Below are 19,543 nucleotides of genomic sequence, written 5' to 3' on the forward strand. Positions count from 1 at the left end.
GCGAGGAGGCTCAGCCGCTGGGGTGTCGAACTCTCCACCTTATTCCAGCGTCCAATCCTCAAGTGCGGCAGAGACACCCAAGTCCGGTCCGACCTGGTGCGCCAGCGGCGCGTCGGACCGGATGAGTCGTCAGGCGCCGGCGCGTCGAACTCGACGCTGCGATCCGGTCGCCTTCTGCTCAGCTGCTTTGCCGGAAGGGGATTTTCGACGTACCAATTCACCTGCGGAATCCGTCTATGCCTCGGTCTGCGCTGACGTCGGCAACGCTTTCCACTCTTCGAAGCCCTGAAGGATGCGGGCCGCATTCTTCACTGGGGTGATGTGGCCGTAGTGGTCCTCGATCATCTTCACCGAGGTGCCCATCTGCTTGGCCAGGAAGTAGACATCGACCCCTTCGGTCAGCCGAAACGTCGCGTAGGTGTGACGGAAGCAATAGGTCGAGCGCCGGCTACCGGATGAGCTCATTAGGAGCTTGGTCTTCGTCAGCAGGTTCTCGATGAGACCAGCGTACAGGCTCGTCGTGGGCGAGCCGTCGTAGTTGGTGAAGACGTGATCGTCCGGCCCCTTCGCCTTCGCGGCGTCGCGCACCCGTTCCAGGTAGTTGGCCACATTGCTGGCGGCCACGAGGTTGCGGGCCTTGTTCTTCCCGCGCACCGACAGGACCACCACGGTGCGGCCCTGGTCGTCCTTTTGGCTGTCGACGTCGCGCCAGCGGAGGTTCTTCGCCTCGGTCGGACGCATGCCCGTGTTGCACATGATCAGCATGAAATTGCGGGCCATGTTGCGTAGCCAGACGGAGTCGTCCCGCTGCGTGGTCGTGGCCTTCACCCACGTCCGGGCCTCGGTGTAGAGCGTCTTGTATTCCTCCGGCGTGAACTCCTCTCGCCGCACCTTGGCCAGGGGTAGCTTGCCCCGGAAGGCCTTATCGTCGGGGATGAACTTCTTGCTGGCCGCATAGGACATGACCGATCGGAAGATCGTCATCTCGTAGCGGATGGTGGCGTCGCTGACCTTGCCTGTGGCGGTGCGGGGCTTGGGGATGGTCTTGCCGTCCTTGCCCACCGTCCGGATCTGCCGCGGCGGCGGCTCGCCTCGCTCCTTTGCCTCCGCGGCCAGTTTCTCTGCTTCGGCCGTCTTCTCCGCCTGGACCTTCGCGCGCTCGATGGCGTCCGCGCGGCGCCACATCGGGTAGCCCTTCCACCGCTCCTCGGTGACGAGGCTGATCTGGGTCGAGCCGACGTAGCGGTTGAGCTGTGCGCGGATGATGGACGCGACCACGACGGCCCGGTGCTTGGTGATCTCGCCGACGGTGGCCCTCGCGTCCTGGAGCTTGATGTAATCCTCGGCGATATCGCTGAACGGGCGATCGAAGATCGGCACGTTGTGCTTGATGCGGAAGCGCACATCGACATCCTGATCGAAGGCGCGCTCGCGGGCGGCCGTGATGTCCGGCGTCCGGAGAGACACGCTCTTGTAGCGATCCTCGCCCGGCAGCTTGATCCGGCAGTACCAGTTGCGGCGCTTCTTCACCTCGCTGCGGCGGAAGATGATCAAACCTGGCTTCAGCTCTTCGACGTCTACGCGCGTGGCCATTGCGGACCTCGTTCTGTGCCGATTTTGTGCCGATGATCCGGCTAACCCATTGAATTTTCGTCTGTGGGCCGGAGGTGGGCAAGCTGAGCCGGAATCACTTTCATGTGCAATTTCAGCGCGATAGCTAGCAGCGATCTCCCCTTGCGGGAGAAGGATGGTCGCGGATTCAGGCGACGGCCGGCTTGGTCCGGAACCACGCCGCCACGTACAGCGCGACCAGCAGCAGGTCGGGGCTGGCGACGACGGGGATGCTGAGGGGCACGCGGCCCTGGGCGTAGAGGAGCCAGCAGGCGCCGCCGAAGATCAGCTTCCCGGCCGCGCCGATCAGCATGAACGGCCGGAACCGCGCCGGGTCGCGACCGATGACCAGGTAGCCCACCTGCCACATGACCGTGGACGCCAGGAAGCCGTAGTAGCTGTCGGGATGGGTGAACGGCTGGGTGCGGGCGGCGATGGCGCCTTCCAGGAAGAACATCGGGGCGATGATCAGCAGGCCCCAGATCCCGCCGAGCGTGAACACCCACTTCGCGAACCGCATCGCGCCCTCCCCGCTGTTTGCCGGAGATTAGGCGCGACGGCGCCGATCAGTCGATGACGAGGCCGTGCAACATCCCGTCCAGGGTGACCCGCATCAGCTCCTCGCGGTCGGCGAAGTCGAAGCTGGGCCGGGTGATCAGCAGCGCCACCACGCCGTGGCAGGCCATCCACATCGACTGGGCGGCCGAGTCGGCGCCGCCGGTGCGCAGGCGGCCCGCCGCCGCGACTTCGCGCACGACGCCGGCGAAGGCTTCGTAGCAGTCATGGCTGAGGTCGGAGGTGCGGCCGGGCGCCTCGTCGGCCGACGTCACCTGGGGCGCGCAATAGACGAGCTGGTAGGCGTTGGGATGCTCCAGGCCCCAGTGCATGTAGGAATCCAGCATCATCCGCGTGCGGACCACCGGGTCGAGCGGACGCGCCGCGATCTCGGTGTTGCGCTCCAGAAGCTGGCTCAGGGTCGCATCCACGATCTCGCGCAGGATGCAGGCCTTGTCCTGGAAGTGCATGTAGAGCGCCGTGGAGGAGACCCCCACCTCGTCGGCGATCCTGCGGATGGTGGCGCCCTCGTAGCCCTCGGCGACGAAGATGCGTTCCGCCGCTTCCAGGATCTCGGCGCGACGGAGATGCCCGTCACCCTTGGCCTTGCGCGCGGTCTTCCGCGTCGCGGTCGCGACTGAACTCATGTTACTCCCCACTTCGTCCCCCGCGTAGCGGACCTCAAAACCACATGTGTGACAAGTCTTTGTCGCCGGGCTTTACGCCCATCGCCCACTCCGCGTAAGGGGCGCCCATGAGCCCGCCGCAGATCGCCGCCGAGTCCGAGGTGATGCGCACCACCGGTTGGGCGGATTACGCCCTGCTGGATTCGGGCCATGGGCGAAAGCTGGAGCAGTACGGTCCCTACAAGGTCGTGCGGCCGGAACCCCAGTGCCTGTGGACCCCCAGGCTGCCGCAGGACGTCTGGGACGCGGCCGACGCGGTCTTCGACCCCAGCGACGAGGAAGACGCCGGGCGTTGGCGGTTCAAGGGCAAGCCCCTGGAGACCTGGCCGCTCGGCTGGGGCGAGGTGAAGTTCCACGGGCGCTTCACGGCCTTCCGCCACCTGGCCTTCTTCCCCGAGCAGGCGGCGAACTGGTCCTGGCTGGACGCGCAGGTCCGCGCCGCGAGCGACGGGGGGGCTCAGCCCCGGGTGCTGAACCTGTTCGGCTACACCGGCGTGGCCAGCCTGGTAATGGCGGCGGCCGGCGCGGCGGTGACCCATGTGGACGCCTCGAAGAAGGCCGTGGCCTGGGCGCGGGAGAACGCGACGCTGTCGGGCCTGGCGGACCGGCCGGTGCGCTGGATCGTCGAGGACGCCAAGAAATATGTGCAGCGCGAGGTGCGGCGCGGCTCGACCTACGACGGCATCATCCTGGACCCGCCGAAATACGGCCGCGGGCCGGACGGCCAGGTGTGGCGGCTGTTCGAGGACCTGCCGGAGATGGCCGGCCTGTGCGCCCAGCTCCTCTCGCAAAGCGCCAGGTTCCTGGTGCTGAACGCCTACGCCGAGCGGATCTCCGGCCCGGCGCTGGCGGGGCTGCTGGCCGAGAAGCTGGAGGGCCGCGGCGGCCGGATCGAATGGGGCGAGCTGGCGCTGGAGGAACAGCGCGGCGACCGGGCGATCGGCATGAGCTTCTACGCGAGGTGGTCGGCGTGACGTCCCGGCTCATCACCTCGCTGTCCAACGATACGGTCAAGGCCGTCCGCGCCCTGCACATGCGCAAGGAACGCGACGAGACCGGCCTGTTCGTCGCGGAAGGCCTGAAGAACGTCATCGAGGGGATCGACACCGGCCACGCGCCGAAGATCCTGATGCACGGGCCGGACGCCACGGATCACCCGATGATGCGCAAGGCGGTGGAGGCCACGCTCGCGGCGCGGGGCCAGGTCATCGAGGTGACCCACGACATCCTGGCCAAGGTTTCCCGGCGCGAGAACCCGCAGGCGGTGGTCGGCGTGTTCCCGCAGGCGTTCGTGGGCCTGGGCGAGGTGACGCCCGGCGTGGCGCAGTGCGTGGTGGCCCTGCATCGGGTGCGCGACCCCGGCAACCTGGGGACCATCATCCGCACCGCCGACAGCGCGGGCTGCGGGGCGGTGATCCTGGTGGGCGAATGCTGCGATCCCTATTCCGTGGAGGCGGTGCGGGCGACCATGGGCTCGATCTTCGCCGTGCCGCTGGCCAAGGCGACCGAGGCCGAGTTCGCGGCCTGGCGCGGCGGCTGGACCGGCTCGGTGGTCGGCACCCTGCTCTCGGCCGAGGTGACCCACAGCGCGGCGACCTACGCCAAACCCGCCCTGGTGCTGATGGGCAACGAGCAGCAGGGCCTGACGCCGGACATGGCGGCGCTCTGCGACGTCAACGTAAAGATCCCCATGCGCGGCCGCGCCGACAGCCTGAACCTTTCCGTGGCGACGGGCATCATGATCTACGCGGCGACGGCGTAGCGCCGGGTTCGCGATTGACAGGCCGCAGCCGGCCCCCCAAGCGTGCAGCGGGGGCTTGGAGATGGACTTGGGTCGTTCCGCGTTCCGCTGCTTCGTCCTGGGGTTCGGCTTGTTGGCCGCCGGCGCCGCGGCCGCCCAGCGGCGGCCGGACCTCGAGGGCGTCTGGTCCTACGCCTGGATCACCACTCTGGAGCGACCGCCCGCCTTCACGAAGCTGCAGCTCAGCGAGGCGCAAGCCCAGGCGTTCGAGGCCAGTCACACCGGCGTTCCCGAACCCGCCACGGGCGGACCGGTCGGCCAGGACACCAGCGAGTGGTGGGACATGGGCGGCAAGGTGGGGCGGATCGCCGGCCGGCCGCGGTCGTCCTGGATCGTCGAGCCGGCCAACGGCAAACTCCCTTACTCGGCCGCGGGCCTCGCGGCCCTGGCGGCGGCGCGGGCGGCGGCCCAGAGGCCTGACAACCCCGAGACGCGACCCGCGCCGGAGCGATGCCTGATGGGCCTGGGCGGCACCTCGCTGCCGCCGATGCTGAACGCCGCCTACAACGGGCAGCTGCGGATCGTGCAGACCCCCGAGAATCTGGTGGTGCTGACCGAAATGAACGTCGGGCCGCGGATCATCCCGCTCGGCGATAGCCGACACGAACCGGGCGCCGCCTGGAGCGGCCATTCCGTAGGACACTGGGAGGGCGACACCCTGGTGGTCGAGACCACCGACTTCCATCGCGGCACAGAGTGGCGGACACCGAGCCCGCTCTACATCAGCGCCGCCGGCAAGGTGACGGAACGTTTCACCAGGGTGGGGCCGGACGAGATCCGCTACGCCTACGTCGTGGACGATCCCGCGACCTTCACCCGGCCCTGGCGCGGCGAGATGCCTTTGCGGCGGTCGAGCCAGCCAATGTTCGAATTCGCCTGCCATGAGGGCAACTACTCGCTGCCCGGCATCCTCGCGGGCGGACGGCAGCAGGAACGCGAGGCGGCGGCGAAAAAATAGCTCCGGGTGTCACAGGGGAACCTCCGCCGCCGTCCTAGGGGCAGAGAACAAGGAGACCTCCCCCATGACCACCCGCCTGAACGGTTTCGCCGTCGCCCCCCAAGGCATCCAGAAGATGGCCGAACTCGAGGACCACCTGCGCAATTCGGGGCTGGAATACAGCCTCTACGAGCTGGTGAAGATGCGCGCCTCACAGATCAACGGCTGCGCCTTCTGCCTGCACATGCACTCCAAGGACGCCCGCGCCGCCGGCGAGACTGAGGAGCGGCTGTACCTGCTGAACGCGTGGCGGGAGTCGAGCCTGTACACGCCGCGGGAACGGGCCGCCCTGGCCTGGACCGAGGCGCTGACCCTGGTGGCGCAGACCGGCGCGCCGGACGCGGACTACGAGGGCCTGAAGCCGCACTTCAGCGAGGTGGAGATCGTCAACCTCACGCTGCTGATCGGACTGATCAACAGCTGGAACCGGCTGGCTGTCGGCCTGCGCAGCCAGCATCCGAAGATCTGGGCGGCCAAGGCGGCGTAACTCTCCCTCCCCATTAAGGGTGGGACTTCAGGTCCCCCGTGGCTTCGCCCTGGCGGTGGGCGCGGCGGTGGCGGGGTCCTCGGGCCAGACGTGCTTGGGGTAACGGCCGCGCATGTCGGAGCGAACGTCCCTCCAGGAGCCTTTCCAGAAGCCGGGCAGGTCCTTGGTGGTCTGGATCGGGCGGTGGCCGGGCGACAGGAGCGACATGGTGATCGGCGTCCCGCCCACGGTGGGATGCTGGGCCAAGCCGAACACCTCCTGGACCCGGACGTCGACGCGGGGCCCGGCCTCGGCGGCGTAGTCGATGGCGAAGCTGTTGCCGGTGGGCGCCGTCCAGCGGACCGGGGCCTCGGCGTCCAGGCGGCGCTGCAGGTCCCAGGGGATCAGGGTGCGCAGCGCGCCGTCGAGGACGTCGGGCTTCAGGGCGTTGAGGCCCCGCACGCCCAGAAGCACCGGGGCCAGCCAGTCGTCGAGACTGGCGACCAGCGCCGCGTCCGACAGGTCGGGCCAGGCCGGGTCGCGGGCGCGCAGGAAGGCGGCGCGGTCGCGCAGGCTCCTGGCCGCATCGCCCCAGGGCAGGATCTTGACGCCGTCGCGCCGGACGCGGTCGGCGAGGGTGCGGGCGATCAGGGCCGGGTCGGGACTGTCGTCGACCTCCTCGCGGACGGTCAGGCGGCCAAGCCGGGTCAGGCGCTTGGCGCGCAGCCGGCCGCCGCCGCTCTCCTCCAGGCGCTCCTCGACCTCGAACTGGGCGGCGAAGGCCGCGAGTTCGGCCGGGTCCAGGGGCGCGGCCAGCAGGATGCGGTCGCGGCGGTCGCCGCCGCCCAGCTCGGCCACCGCCAGCCAGGGCTCGCGGGCCAGGGCGTCGGTGGGCTCGACGAAGGCGCCGCGGCCGGTGACGAGCTGGAACTCCCCCTGCCCGCCCCGCGCCTTGGCGACGCGTTCCGGATAGGCGAACGCCAGCAGCAGGCCGTCGGAGAGCGGCTCGCCCTTGCCCGCCTTGCCGCTGAGCCCCGCCCACCGATCGGCCAGGGCCTTGGCGTCGCGGGCCCTGGGGCTGCGGTCGCGCTCCAGGCCGTCCAGGCGGTGGCGCAGGTCGGCGTCGCGCCCGCCCAGGCCGCGCTCGGTGATCAGGGCGGCGATGCGCGCGGCGCGCGGGGCCTGGCCGGTGTCGGCCGCCTTCAGCACCATGTGGGCCAGGCGCGGGGCGAGCGGGAACTCGGCCAGGGCGCGGCCATGGGCGGTGAGCACGCCGGCCGGGTCCAGCGCCTCCAGCCGCTGCAGCAGGGCGCGGGCCTCGGCGAAGGCGGCGGCCGGCGGCGGGTCGAGGAAGACCAGGTCGCCTAAGTCCCTCGCGCCCCAGCGGGCGAGGTCCAGGGCCAGGCCCGAGAGGTCGGCGTCGAGGATCTCGGGATCGGCGTAGGCCGGGAGCGCACGGGTCTCGGCCTCGTCCCACAGGCGGTAGCAGACGCCGGACTCGGTGCGGCCCGCGCGGCCGCGGCGCTGGTCGGCGGCGGCGCGGGAGACGCGGACGGTGGCGAGGCGGGTCAGGCCGCTGGCGGGGTCGTAGCGCGGCACGCGGGCGACGCCGCAATCGATGACCACGCGGACGCCCTGGATGGTCAGGCTGGTCTCGGCGATCGAGGTGGCCAGCACCACCTTGCGCCTCCCCGGCGGCGCGGGCTCGATGGCGCGGTCCTGGTCGCGAGGGTCGAGGGCGCCGTAGAGCGGCGCGACCTCGACGTTGGGCCGGCTGCGCTCGGCCAGGCGCTCGGCGGTGCGCAGGATCTCGCCCTGGCCGGGCAGGAAGACCAGCAGGCTGCCGGACTCTTCGGCCAGGGCCTTCTCGACGGCGCGGACGGCCTGGTCCTCCAGCCGCAGACGGTCGTCCCGGCCGAGGTAGCGGGTCTCCACCGGGAACATCCGGCCCAGGCTCTCGACCACCGGCGCGCCGTCCAGCAGGCGGGCCACCGCCGCGCCGTCCAGCGTCGCCGACATCACCAGCAGGCGCAGGTCCTCGCGCAACAGGCGTTGGGCGTCGCGGGCCAGGGCCAGGCCCAGGTCGGCGTCGAGGCTGCGTTCGTGGAACTCGTCGAAGACCACGCAGGCGACGCCCGCCAGCTCCGGGTCAGCCAGGACCATGCGGGTGAAGACGCCCTCGGTGACCACCTCGATGCGCGTGGCGGCGGAGACGCGGGACTGCAGGCGGACGCGGTAGCCGACCGTCTGACCGACCGGCTCGCCCAGCGTCCTGGCCATGCGCTCGGCGGCGGCCCGCGCGGCGAGACGGCGGGGCTCCAGGACGATGATCTTCCCGTCCCCGCGCCAGGGCTCGCCCAGCAGCTCCAGCGGCACGACCGTGGTCTTGCCCGCGCCCGGCGGCGCGACCAGCACCGCGGCGTTGGACGCGGCGAGCGCGGCCTTCAGATCTGGCAGGGCCTCGTGGATAGGCAGCATTCGCCCGGCTCTAGCCTGTTGTCAGGGCATATGAAAACCGCCGGGGGCGTTGGCGCTTGACCACAGCCGCGCACCCGGCCACGGTCGCGCCAAATTTTACCCGGCGGCCGGGGGGCCGCTCTTCGGAGGAATTCCATACATGTGGCGTGTTAAGCCGCTCGACGCGATCCTGGCGACCGCGGAAAAGAAGTCTCTGCACCGCTCGCTCGGGCCGTTCCAACTGACCATGCTGGGCATCGGGGCCATCATCGGCACCGGGATCTTCGTTCTCACCGCCGAAGCCGCTCAGAAGGCGGGGCCGGGCATGATCCTGGCCTTCATCATCGCAGGCTTCGTCTGCGCGGTGGCGGCCCTCTGCTATGCCGAAATGGCGGCCATGGTGCCGGTTTCGGGCTCGGCCTACACCTACAGCTACGCCGTGATGGGCGAGCTGCTGGCCTGGATGGTGGGCTGGGCGCTGATCCTGGAATACGCGGTCGCCGCCGGCGCCGTTTCGGTCGGCTGGTCCGGCTATGTGGTCGGCCTGATCGAGAACGCCTTCGCCATCGACATACCCGACATGCTGGTGCGCGGGCCGTTCGACGGCGGGATGGTCAACCTGCCGGCCATGGGCATCGCGCTCCTGGTCACCGCGCTGCTGGTGATCGGCACGCGGGAGTCGGCCACGGTCAACGCGTTCCTGGTGGCCATCAAGGTGGCGGCGCTGATGCTCTTCATCGTGCTGGCCGTCCCGGTCATCAAGATGGAGAATTTCGAGCCGTTCATGCCCCTCGGCTTCGCGGGGGTCTCGGCGGCAGCCGCCTCGATCTTCTTCGCCTATGTGGGCTTCGACGCGGTCTCGACAGCCGCGGAGGAGACGAAGAATCCCCAGCGGAACATGCCCATCGGCCTGATCGGCTCGCTGGGCGTCTGCACGATCTTCTACATCCTGGTCGCCTCCGGCGTGATCGGCACCGTGGGGGCCCAGCCGGTCCTGGACGCCAGCGGCGCCGGCCTGCGTCCCGGCAGTCCGGAACTCAGCGCCGCCTGCGCCAGCCTCGCCGACAGCAAGGTGGTCTGCTCGAAGGAGGCCCTGGCCTGGACCCTGCGCTCCATCGGCTGGCCGCAGATCGGCAACCTGATCGGCCTCGCGGCCGGCCTGGCCCTGCCCTCGGTCATCCTGATGATGATGTTCGGCCAGACCCGGATCTTCTTCGTCATGAGCCGCGACGGCCTGCTGCCGCCGGTGCTCTCGAAGGTCCACCCGAAGTTCAAGACGCCGCACGTGATCACCATCATCACCGGCGTGTTCGTGGCCCTGTTCGCCGCCTTCTTCCCGGTGGGGATCCTGGCCGACATCTCGAACTCGGGCACCCTGTTCGCCTTCGCCATGGTGGCCATCGCGGTGCTGGTGCTGCGCCGGACCGACCCGGGCCGGAAGCGCCCGTTCAAGACCCCCGCGGTCGCGATCGTGGCGCCCCTGGCGGCGGTCGGGTGCATCTACCTGTTCGTGAGCCTGCCCAGCGAGACCCAGCTCATGTTCGTGGGTTGGGCGCTGATCGGCCTCGTGGTCTACTTCAGCTACGGCTACCGCAAGAGCCACGTGGCTCACGGCTCGCCCGAGACCCACGAGCTGGACACCGACGCCCCGCCCGTGCCCGTCCCCCCCATGCCGGGAACGGACCGCTAGGACGCCGCGACGATCTGGAAGGGCCCGGGAGCGATCCCGGGCCTTTTCTTATGGGCCGCGACCCACGATCATAGGCGAGACATGAACGCCCCCGCCCCGCCCCTTCCGATCCGCGCGATGATCGCGCCGGTCACGCCGCTCCAGCAGAACTGCACCATCGTCTGGTGCGTGAAGACGATGAAGGCCGCGATCATCGATCCCGGCGGCGAGGTCGACCGGCTGCTCGCGACCCTGGAGGAGAACGGGCTGACCCTGGAGAAGATCTGGATCACCCACGGCCACCTGGACCACGCGGGCGGCACGGCGGCGCTGAAGGAGCGGACCGGCGCGCCCATCGAGGGGCCGCACCCCGACGACCAGTTCTGGATCGACGACATCGGCCAGAGCGGCGCCAAGTGGGGGATGCCCGAGGCCCGCAGCTTCACCCCCGACCGCTGGCTGCAGGACGGCGACACAGTGTCGCTGGGCGAGACCGAGTTCGAGGTCTACCACTGCCCCGGCCACACGCCCGGCCACGTGGTGTTCTTCCACCGCCAGGCCCGGTTCGCCCAGGTCGGCGACGTGCTGTTCCAGGGCTCCATCGGACGCACCGATTTCCCTCGGGGGAACTTCAAGGACCTGATCGACGCGATCACCGGCAAGCTGTGGCCGCTGGGCGACGACGTCCGCTTCGTGCCGGGTCACGGGCCGATGTCCAGCTTCGGCCACGAGCGCAAGACCAACCCGTTCGTCGCCGACGACGTGCTCGCCGAATGAGCGCCTCCGCCCCGATTGGGACGCGTCCGTTTCAAGTGAGACATTCGAAGGTTACGGCCGGCGACCAAGCTGGCGTCCATGGAGCTTGCGACTGACATGGCCGGGGCCGGCGCCCGAATCCTCATGGTCGACGACGACCCCGGCATCCGCGACGTGGTGTCCGATTTCCTCGGCAAGCACGGCTACAAGGTGGAAACCGCGGCCGACGCCCAGGAGATGGAACGCGTGCTGGAGCGCGGGCCGGTCGACCTGATCGTGCTGGACATCATGATGCCCGGCGAGGACGGCCTGGCCGTCTGCCGCCGCCTGACCACCACCGAAGCCGCGCCGCCGATCATCATGTTGTCGGCGATGGGCGAGGACACCGACCGGATCGTCGGCCTGGAGCTGGGCGCCGACGACTACCTGGCCAAGCCGTGCAACCCGCGCGAGCTGCTGGCCCGGGTGCGGGCGGTGCTGCGGCGGGCCGAGCAGCGGACGACCAGCGGCGCCCTGGGCGCGGGCTGCGAGTTCGCGGGCTGGCGGCTGGACCTGGTGCGGCGCGAGCTGCGCTCCCCGGCCGGGGTGGTGGTGAACCTGAGCTCCGGCGAGTTCTCGCTGCTGCGCGCGTTCGTGGAGCGGCCGCAGCGGGTGCTGACCCGCGACCAGCTGCTGGAATTCGCCCGCGGCCCCGACAGCGACGCCTTCGACCGCGCCATCGACGTGCAGATCAGCCGGCTGCGGCGTAAGCTGGACGACGGCGGCGGCGGGCACGACCTGATCCGCACGATCCGCAACGAGGGCTACATGTTCACGGCGAAGGTGAAACGGGCGTGACGCCCTTCGGCAAGGTAAGACGGGCGTGAAATCCTTCGGCCGGCCCACGGCGCCGCTGCTGGTCCAGCTGCTGACGCTGACGGGCCTGACGCTGGTGGCCGCATGGCTGATGAGCACCCTGCTGCTCTTCTTCCTGCCGCCGCCCGCGCCCGACTTCTACCGGGTCTCCGAGATCGAGCAGACGTTCCGGGGCGCGGCGCCGGTCTTCACCGAACGGCGGCCGCTGATCCTCACCGAACAGGACCGGCCGCCCTCGCCAGTGCTCGAGGGCAAGAGCATCCCGTCCATCCGCGACAAGATCGCCGAGAACCTGGGCGTGCCGTCGTCCCGGGTGGTGATCGCCGGCGAGCGCGGCCCGCTCTCCGACCGGCGGGTCGGCCGGATCATTCGCGACCGCGTGGCGCGGGCGGGAATGAGCGAGGAGGAGCATTTCCTCATCTCGCCGTTCAACGTGGGCGTCCGCCAGGCCGACGGGCGATGGAAGGTGGTCCACCCCGAGGTGGCGTTCGGCCTCAGCGACTGGCAGCAGCGCGTGGCCCTGTGGTTCGCCCTGTCGGCCCTGGCCATGTCGCCGATCGCCTGGATCTATGCGCGGCGCCTGTCCCAGCCGATCCAGGTCTTCGCCGACGCCGCCGAGCGGCTGGGCCGCGATCCGCGGGCGCCGCCGCTGGAGGTGAAGGGCCCCGCTGAGGTCGCTACCGCCGCCCGCGCCTTCAACGAGATGCAGGAGCGGCTGCGCCGCTACGTCGAGGACCGCACGGCCATGGTGGGGGCGATCGCCCACGACCTGCGCACGCCGCTGACCCGCCTGCGCTTCCGCATCGAGAGCCTGCCCGAGGAGCAGCGCGAAAAATACGCCTCCGACCTGGACCAGATGGAGGAGATGATCACCGCCACCCTGACCTTCGTGCGCGACGCCACCAAGGCCGCGGAGCGGACCCCGCTGGAACTGTCGTCGCTGGTCGAGAGCCTCTGCGACGAGATGGCCGAGACGGGGGCCGAGACCGAGGTGGAGCCCGGCGAGAAGGTGATCCTGGAAGGCGACCCGATGGCGCTGCGTCGCCTGATCGCCAACCTGCTGGAGAACGCCGTGAAGTTCGGCGGCCGGGCGCGGGCGCGGGTGTTCCAGAAGGACGGCCATGCGGTGGTGGAGATCGACGACGACGGCCCGGGCATCCCGGAGAAGGACGCCGAGAAGGTCTTCGAACCCTTCTACCGCCGCGAGCCGTCGCGCAGCCGCCAGACCGGCGGGATCGGCCTGGGCCTGGCGGTGGTTCGCTCCATCGCCCGCGGCCACGGCGGGGACGTCAACCTGGTCAACCGCGTCGGCGGCGGCCTGACCGCCAGAGTACAGTTGCCGCTTTAGGGGTTTGACCGCTTTGAGGCTTTCCAAGCCCGGGCGGAAACGAAAATGAAATAGGGCGGCAACGCCGGTGGGGCCTAGTCACGGCGGGTTCATCCGGACCCTTCGATACTTGGGACAACATGAGCCTGAACGCCTCCCCTCGCCGCCGCACCTTCCGCATCCCCCGCGCCGCCTGGATCACCTTGGGCCTCGTGGTGCTGGTCGTGGCCGCCATCGTGGGCTGGCAGATGCGGCCCAAGCCCGAGAAGGACCCCTACCGGCTGGGCGCCGTGGAGCGGGGCGACATCACCCGCTCGGTCTCGGCCTCGGGCAGCCTGCAGGCGCTGATCACGGTGGACGTGGGCTCGCAGATCTCCGGCCAGGTGACCAAGGTGCTGGTGGACTTCAACGACGAGGTGAAGGCCGGCCAGGTCATGGCCATCCTCGACCCCCAGACCTACCAGTCGCGCGTGGCCCAGGGGCAGGCCGACATCGTCGCCGGCCAAGCGGCGGTGCGCCAGGCCCAGGCCACGCTGGACAACGCCCAGGCCGACTACAACCGCAAGAAGACGCTGGTGGACCAGGGCTGGTACTCGCCCTCGACCCTGGACCTGGCGACCGCCGCCCTGAAGACCGCCCGCGCCAACGTCGCCGCCGCCTCGGCGCGCGTGACCCAGAGCCGGGCTGCGCTGCGCAGCCAGCAGGTGGACCTGGGCCGCACGACCATCGTGGCCCCCATCGACGGCATCGTCGTCGACCGCAAGGTCGAGCCCGGCAACACGGTGGCCGCCAGCCTGCAGGCGCCCGTGCTGTTCACCATCGCCCAGGACCTGTCGAAGGTGGAGGTGAAGATCTCGGTCGACGAGGCCGACGTCGGCCAGCTCCAGGAAGGCCAGATGGTGCGTTTCACCGTCGATGCGTTCCCGGACGACACCTACGAGGGCATCCTGACCCAGGTGCGCAAGCAGCCGACCACCGACCAGAACGTGGTCAGCTATACCGTCATCGCGGAAGCGGATAATCCGCAGCGCAAGCTGCTGCCCGGCATGACCGCCAACGCCGACATCGTCATCGACACCAAGCGCAACGTGATGAAGGTTCCGGCCCAGGCGCTACGCTGGAGCCCGCCATCCGAGAACCAGGCCGGCGCCCGGGCCGGCGGCGGCGTCATGGTCGGCGGCCCCGGCGCGGGCGGCGGCAACCGCCAGGCGGGCGGCGCGCGCCAGGGCGGCATGGGCGCGCGGGTGGTCGAACAGCTGGACCTGGACGCCAGGCAGCAGAAGGCCTGGGAGCCGATCCAGGCCGAGCTGCGCACGAAGATCCAGGCCGCCCGCTCGGCCGCCGCCGGCAATCCCGGCGCGATGCGCGAGGCGATCGCCAAGCCGATGAACGAGGCGCTCGCCAGGCTGGAGCCCCTGCTCCGCCCCGACCAGAAGACCAAGCTGGCGGCGCTGCGGGCGACCATGACCCAGGGACGCGGCGGCCGGGCCGGCGGCCTGCGCGCCGGGACGGTCTATGTGCTGCGCGAGAAGAAGCCCGTGCCGATCCCGGTCCGGGTCGGCGCCACCGACGGCGCGTTCACCGAGGTCGTCAGCCGCGACCTCAAGGCCGGCGACCAGGTGATCACCGGCGGGGGCCCGCGGCCCAAGGCCCAGGTCGGCGCCCCCATGGGCGGCCCGCCCGGCGCCGGCGGCGGCGTCCGGGTCCGGATGTAGGCCTTGGGCTCGATGATCGAGATCCAGGACCTGCGGAAGGTCTTCATCATGGGCGAGGAGGAAGTGCCGGCCCTGGCCGGCGTCAGCCTCCGGATCGAGCGCGGCGAATACATCGCGGTGATCGGACCGTCGGGCTCGGGCAAGTCGACGCTGATGAACATCCTGGGCGGCCTCGACCGGCCCACGGACGGGACCTATCTCTTCGAGGGCGACGACGTGGGCGAGTTCACGGACGACGAGCTGGCCGACTTCCGCCGCCGGCGGATCGGGTTCGTGTTCCAGTCCTTCCAGTTGCTGCCGCGGCTGACCGCCCTGCAGAACGTCGAGCTGCCGATGATCTACGCCGGCATGACGCCCAAGGACCGGCGGGCGCGCGCCGCCGAGCTGCTGGAACGGGTGGGCCTGGGGGGGCGCATGACCCACCGGCCGACCCAGCTCTCGGGCGGGCAGCAGCAGCGGGTGGCCATCGCCCGGTCCCTCGCCAACAGGCCCGACATGCTGCTGGCCGACGAGCCGACCGGCGCGCTCGACACCAGCACCGGCGAGGAGGTGCTGGCGCTGTTCGAGGAACTGAACGCCGGCGGCCTGACCCTGGCCGTGGTCACCCACGACCCGGAAGTCGCCGAACTGGCCCACCGGCGGGTGTCGTTCCGCGACGGCCTGATCGTGTCGGACGAGCGGGGGCGGAAGGCGTGAGGTCCTTCGAACTGGTCCGCTTCGCGCTCGGCGCCATCATCGCCCACCCGATGCGCAGCGTGCTGACCTCGCTGGGCGTGGTGATCGGCGTGGCCGCGGTGGTGATGATGACCTCCATCGGCCTGGGCGCGCAGCAGCGGGTCACGCAGGCGATCTCGGGCCTGGGCTCGAACCTGATCATCGTCACCCCGAACTTCCAGCGCGGCCCCGTAGCCCAGGCGGCCGGCGCCGGCGTCTCGCTGCGCGACGGCGACGCGGTGGCCATCGCCAGGCAGGTCGAGGGCGTGGCCGCCGTCGCCCCCCTGGTCCGGGGCCAGGCCCAGCTCGCCTCGGACGGCGCCAACTGGAACACCCAGATCCAGGGCGTGACGCCGGACTACCTGGTCGCCCGCGACCTGAAGATCGCCTCGGGACGCATGTTCGACGAGAACGAGGCCCGCCAAGGCCGCAAGGTGCTGGTCGTCGGCCCGACGGTGGCCAAGGAGCTGTGGGGCGACAGCGACCCCATCGGCCGCCGGGTGCGGGTGCGCACCGTTCCGTTCGAGGTGATCGGCGTGCTGGAGTCGAAGGGCCAGGCCGGCTTCGGCCAGGACCAGGACGACGTGGTGCTGGGCCCGCTGAGCGCCGTGCGGTCGCGGATCGCGGGCCGCCGCAGCCGCGGCGACAGCGTCCAGACCATCTATGTGAAGGCCGTCGACGAGGACAGCCTGGACCGGGTGCAGGAGGACGTCACCAACCTGCTGCGCGACCAGCACAAGATCCGCCAGGGCGAGGACGACGATTTCCAGACCCAGAACATGGCCTCCATCCTGGAGGCCAGCCAGGCGGCGGTGGGGACGTTCACGGTATTGTTGGCGGCGGTCGCGGGCGTCTCCCTGGTGGTCGGCGGCGTCGGCATCATGAACATCATGCTGGTGGCGGTGACCGAACGGACCCGCGAGATCGGCCTGCGGATGGCCGTGGGCGCCAAGCGCTCGCACATCCTCATCCAGTTCGCCCTGGAGTCGGTGGCGCTCTCGCTGGTGGGCGGGCTGATCGGGCTCACCATCGGCGTGCTGGGCGCCTTCGCGATCGCCAAACTGGGCGAGTGGCCGGCCGCCGTTCCCCCCTGGGCGGGGCCGCTCGCACTGGGATTCTCGGTGGTCGTGGGGCTGGTGTTCGGGGCCTATCCGTCCTGGCGGGCGGCCCGTCTGGACCCCATCGAAGCGCTTCGCCGCGAATAAGTCGCAGGTCCTAACGCAACCTTGGCCCTGCCTCGGGGGTTAGCCTCACCGCAAGCCCCTACCAGGAGTACCCCCCTCCATGCCCACCGTCGACACCGGCAAGCCCCGCGCCCGTCGCGGCTTCGCCGCCATGAACCCCGAACGCCGCCGTGAAATCGCCCGCAAGGGCGGGGCCAGCGTACCAAGCGAGAAACGCAGCTTCGCCAAGGACCGCGATCTCGCGGCCCAGGCCGGCCGCAAGGGCGGCGAAGCCTCCCGCGGCGGCGGCCGCACCCGCGGCCGCGAAAGCTAAGCCGCACATCCAACGCGACTTCCAGCGGAAGCGGGCGCCCTCACCGGCGTCCGCTTTCGGCTGTCAGGCCCGCAGCAGCACCATGCCGAAGGCCGGGTCCTCGCTGACCCAACGCTGCTCCAGCTTCCAGCCCGCCTGAGCCGCCAGCGTCGCCATGCGCTCGATCGTGAACTTGTAGGAGTTCTCGGTGTGGATGGTCTCGCCCTCGGCGAACCGGAAGGCCTGGCCGGCCACGTGGGCGACCTGGTTCTTCAGGCTGACCAGATGCATCTCGATCCGGCTCTCGGCGGCGTTCCAGACGGCGCGGTGCGCGAAGGCGTCGAGGTCGAAGTCGCCGCGCAGCTCGCGGTTGATCCGCGCCAGCAGATTCTTGTTGAACGCCGCGGTGACCCCCTTGGCGTCGTCATAGGCGGCCACCAGGACCGCGGGGTCCTTCACCAGGTCCATCCCGATGAGGAAGGCCGCGCCCTCGCCCAGCAGGCGGCGCGCGCCGACCAGGAAGGCGCGCGCCTCCTCCGGCGTGAAGTTGCCGATGGTCGAGCCCGGGAAGAAGCCCACGACGGGCCGGCCCTCGGTCTCTTCGGGCAGACGCAGCGCATTGGTGAAGTCGTCGCGCAGCGGGGCGACGACCAGGCCGGGGTAGTCGGCGCGGATCGCCTTGGCCGCGCCCTCCAGCGCCGAGGCGCTGATGTCGATGGGCGCGTAGGCCGCAAGCTGCGGCGCGGCGTCCAGGACGATCCGGGTCTTGGTGCTGGCGCCCGAGCCGAACTCCACGAGGACGGCGCCGTCGGGGATATGGGCGGCGACCTCGCCGGCGGCGACCTTCAGCAGGGCGATCTCGGTGCGGGTGGGATAATATTCCTCGAGCTCGGTGATCGCCTCGAAGAGCTCGGAGCCCTCGGCGTCATAGAAGTGCTTGGGCGGCACGGCCTTGTGCGGCTTCGACAGCCCGGCGATCACGTCGGCCTCCAGGTCCGAGGCGGCCGCGGCGTCTCCCGCCCCGTCGAGGGCCAGGCGCAGTCCGGAGAACATCCAGCGCTGGTGCGGGTAGAAGAAGTTGCGATAGGTGGCCCGCGTGTGGCCGGCGGGCGTCACGCAGGCCCCGCCGCGCAGGACGAACTGACCCGACATGAACTTGCCGTTGTACTCGCCGACCGCGCCCTGGGCGGGCTTGAAGCGGGGGTAAGGCAGGTAGGCGCTGCGGGTCCATTCCCAGAGGTCGCCGAACATCTGCCGCAGGCCTTCGCCGTCCGGCGCGGCCTGGGGGTCGAGACGCCCGGAGCCCAGGAAGTTGCCGTCGATGGCCAGGCCCTCGGCCGCATGCTCCCACTCGGCCTCGGTGGGCAGGCGCGCGCCGGCCCAGGCGGCATAGGCGTCGGCCTCGTAGTAGCTGAGGTGGCTGACCGGCTGGGCGGGGTCGAGCGGGCGCAGGCCGTTGAGGCCCATGACGCGCCAGCCGTCGGCCGCCTCGCGCCAGTAGACCGGGGCGGCCCAGTCCTCGGCCCTGACCAGGGCCCAGCCTTCGGACAGCCAGAGCTCGGGGCGCGCGTATCCGCCGTCGGCCATGAAGGCCAGCCATTCGCCGTTGGTGACCAGGCGATCCGCCAGGCGGAAGGGTTCCAGCCAGACTCGATGCCGCGGGCCCTCGTTGTCGAAGGCGAAGCCTCCCTGCCCTGACTTGGGTCCGTCGTGGCCGATCTCCACCAGCCCGCCCGGAAAGCCCACATAGCCCAGCGGCGCGGCAGGCGCGGCGGGGGGCGGCGCCCTGGGCGGCGCGAAGGCCGGCGCCAGCGGCGACTGGGCGAACAGGTGCAGGATGTCCATCAGCACCAGCTCCTGGTGCTGCTCCTCGTGCGCCAGGCCCAGCGCAAGCAGGTCGGCTAGGTCCCCGACGCCCCCGGACAGCAACCGTTCCATCCCGGCGTCCACGTGGGCGCGATAGGCCAGGACATCGGCGACCGACGGGCGCGTGATCAGGCCCCGGGCCGGACGCGGCTGACGCGGGCCGACGGCCTCGTAGTAGGAGTTGAAAAGATAGCCGAACTTGGGATCGAAGACCTTGTAGCCCGCCAGGTGCGGCGTCAGCATGAAGGTCTCGAAGAACCAGGTGGTATGCGCCAGGTGCCACTTGGTGGGGCTGGCGTCGGGCATCGACTGGGCGCCCATGTCCTCGGGCGTCAGCGGCCGGGTCAGGCCCTCGGTGGCGCGCCGCACTGCGCGATAGCGGGCCAGGGCGTCGATGGCGGAAGCCTGCCGCCGCAACCGGGCGCGGTCGTCGGGACGGTCGGTGCTGCGCATGCAAACTCCCCTCATTCAGCCGGAAGCGTCGCTTCGGCGTCCTCCAGCGAATGTGGGGACGAAACCAGAACACCACAATGGGTGCGCCGATGCATTCGGCGCCCAGGAATTAGACGCCAACGTTTCTTCACCTTTGCGG

Annotated in this window: 17 protein-coding genes; 12 read left to right on the forward strand and 5 right to left on the reverse strand. The window is 70.5% G+C overall.

What is annotated here, in order from left to right; translation table 11 throughout:
* Window positions 1-234: 234 nt before the first annotated feature.
* The 3 genes from EPO51_RS18270 to EPO51_RS18280 all read right to left on the reverse strand — a co-directional run bounded on the left by EPO51_RS18270 (window position 235) and on the right by EPO51_RS18280 (window position 2,813).
* The gene (locus EPO51_RS18270) at window positions 235-1,593 is read right to left on the reverse strand and encodes a tyrosine-type recombinase/integrase (RefSeq protein WP_293353162.1); all 1,359 of its coding nucleotides are present in this window, start codon (window positions 1,591-1,593) and stop codon (window positions 235-237) included.
* 166 nt (window positions 1,594-1,759) lie between these two features.
* On the reverse strand, window positions 1,760-2,131 hold the full coding sequence (locus EPO51_RS18275; RefSeq protein WP_293353164.1) for a hypothetical protein: 372 nt from the start codon (window positions 2,129-2,131) through the stop codon (window positions 1,760-1,762).
* Between the two features lie 46 nt (window positions 2,132-2,177).
* A complete protein-coding gene (locus tag EPO51_RS18280) occupies window positions 2,178-2,813 on the reverse strand; it encodes a TetR/AcrR family transcriptional regulator (RefSeq protein WP_293353166.1) in 636 nt (211 codons plus the stop codon).
* Between the two features lie 107 nt (window positions 2,814-2,920).
* On the opposite strand from EPO51_RS18280, the gene EPO51_RS18285 reads away from it, so the two are divergent.
* From EPO51_RS18285 to EPO51_RS18300, 4 genes are all read left to right on the forward strand, one after another.
* Window positions 2,921-3,826, forward strand: coding sequence for a class I SAM-dependent methyltransferase (locus EPO51_RS18285; protein WP_293353168.1), 906 nt, complete (start codon window positions 2,921-2,923; stop codon window positions 3,824-3,826).
* Window positions 3,823-4,614 (forward strand): TrmH family RNA methyltransferase, encoded by a 792-nt coding sequence (locus EPO51_RS18290; protein WP_293353170.1) that lies wholly within the window; start codon window positions 3,823-3,825, stop codon window positions 4,612-4,614. Before EPO51_RS18285 ends, EPO51_RS18290 begins: the two co-directional genes overlap by 4 nt.
* Before the next feature lie 67 nt (window positions 4,615-4,681).
* Window positions 4,682-5,611, forward strand: a complete 930-nt coding sequence (locus EPO51_RS18295; protein WP_293353172.1) for a hypothetical protein — start codon at window positions 4,682-4,684, stop codon at window positions 5,609-5,611.
* 64 nt (window positions 5,612-5,675) lie between these two features.
* Window positions 5,676-6,137, forward strand: a complete 462-nt coding sequence (locus tag EPO51_RS18300; RefSeq protein WP_293353174.1) for a carboxymuconolactone decarboxylase family protein — start codon at window positions 5,676-5,678, stop codon at window positions 6,135-6,137.
* Between the two features lie 27 nt (window positions 6,138-6,164).
* On the opposite strand, the gene hrpB is transcribed toward EPO51_RS18300, so the two are convergent.
* Window positions 6,165-8,594 (reverse strand): ATP-dependent helicase HrpB, encoded by a 2,430-nt coding sequence (gene hrpB / locus EPO51_RS18305; RefSeq protein ID WP_293353176.1) that lies wholly within the window; start codon window positions 8,592-8,594, stop codon window positions 6,165-6,167.
* Between the two features lie 139 nt (window positions 8,595-8,733).
* Here hrpB and EPO51_RS18310 point away from each other — a divergent pair, with 139 nt between their 5' ends.
* The 8 genes from EPO51_RS18310 to EPO51_RS18345 all read left to right on the forward strand — a co-directional run bounded on the left by EPO51_RS18310 (window position 8,734) and on the right by EPO51_RS18345 (window position 17,106).
* Window positions 8,734-10,263: an amino acid permease gene (locus EPO51_RS18310; protein WP_293353178.1), complete on the forward strand. Its 1,530-nt coding sequence runs from the start codon at window positions 8,734-8,736 to the stop codon at window positions 10,261-10,263.
* Between the two features lie 81 nt (window positions 10,264-10,344).
* The gene (locus EPO51_RS18315) at window positions 10,345-11,019 is read left to right on the forward strand and encodes an MBL fold metallo-hydrolase (RefSeq protein ID WP_293353180.1); all 675 of its coding nucleotides are present in this window, start codon (window positions 10,345-10,347) and stop codon (window positions 11,017-11,019) included.
* A 78-nt stretch (window positions 11,020-11,097) separates the two neighbouring features.
* Entirely contained in the window at window positions 11,098-11,835 is a 738-nt protein-coding gene (locus tag EPO51_RS18320; RefSeq protein WP_293353182.1) for a response regulator, read from the forward strand.
* Between the two features lie 25 nt (window positions 11,836-11,860).
* Window positions 11,861-13,201 carry a sensor histidine kinase gene (locus tag EPO51_RS18325; protein WP_293353183.1) on the forward strand — a complete coding sequence of 447 codons (1,341 nt, stop codon included), beginning with the start codon at window positions 11,861-11,863 and terminating at the stop codon, window positions 13,199-13,201.
* Window positions 13,202-13,320: 119 nt separating this feature from the next.
* Window positions 13,321-14,895, forward strand: coding sequence for an efflux RND transporter periplasmic adaptor subunit (locus tag EPO51_RS18330; protein ID WP_293353185.1), 1,575 nt, complete (start codon window positions 13,321-13,323; stop codon window positions 14,893-14,895).
* Window positions 14,896-14,907: 12 nt separating this feature from the next.
* Window positions 14,908-15,591 carry an ABC transporter ATP-binding protein gene (locus EPO51_RS18335; protein ID WP_293353434.1) on the forward strand — a complete coding sequence of 228 codons (684 nt, stop codon included), beginning with the start codon at window positions 14,908-14,910 and terminating at the stop codon, window positions 15,589-15,591.
* Window positions 15,588-16,814 carry an ABC transporter permease gene (locus tag EPO51_RS18340; protein WP_293353187.1) on the forward strand — a complete coding sequence of 409 codons (1,227 nt, stop codon included), beginning with the start codon at window positions 15,588-15,590 and terminating at the stop codon, window positions 16,812-16,814. Before EPO51_RS18335 ends, EPO51_RS18340 begins: the two co-directional genes overlap by 4 nt.
* A gap of 79 nt (window positions 16,815-16,893) precedes the next feature.
* Window positions 16,894-17,106, forward strand: coding sequence for a con-10 family general stress protein (locus tag EPO51_RS18345; protein ID WP_068876748.1), 213 nt, complete (start codon window positions 16,894-16,896; stop codon window positions 17,104-17,106).
* Window positions 17,107-17,169: 63 nt separating this feature from the next.
* Here the strand turns inward: EPO51_RS18345 and egtB are convergent, their stop codons facing one another.
* On the reverse strand, window positions 17,170-19,404 hold the full coding sequence (gene egtB, locus EPO51_RS18350; protein ID WP_293353191.1) for an ergothioneine biosynthesis protein EgtB: 2,235 nt from the start codon (window positions 19,402-19,404) through the stop codon (window positions 17,170-17,172).
* Window positions 19,405-19,543 lie beyond the last annotated feature (139 nt).

The organism is Phenylobacterium sp., from assembly GCF_004297125.1.
In the GTDB taxonomy this organism is placed as follows: Bacteria; Pseudomonadota; Alphaproteobacteria; order Caulobacterales; family Caulobacteraceae; genus Phenylobacterium.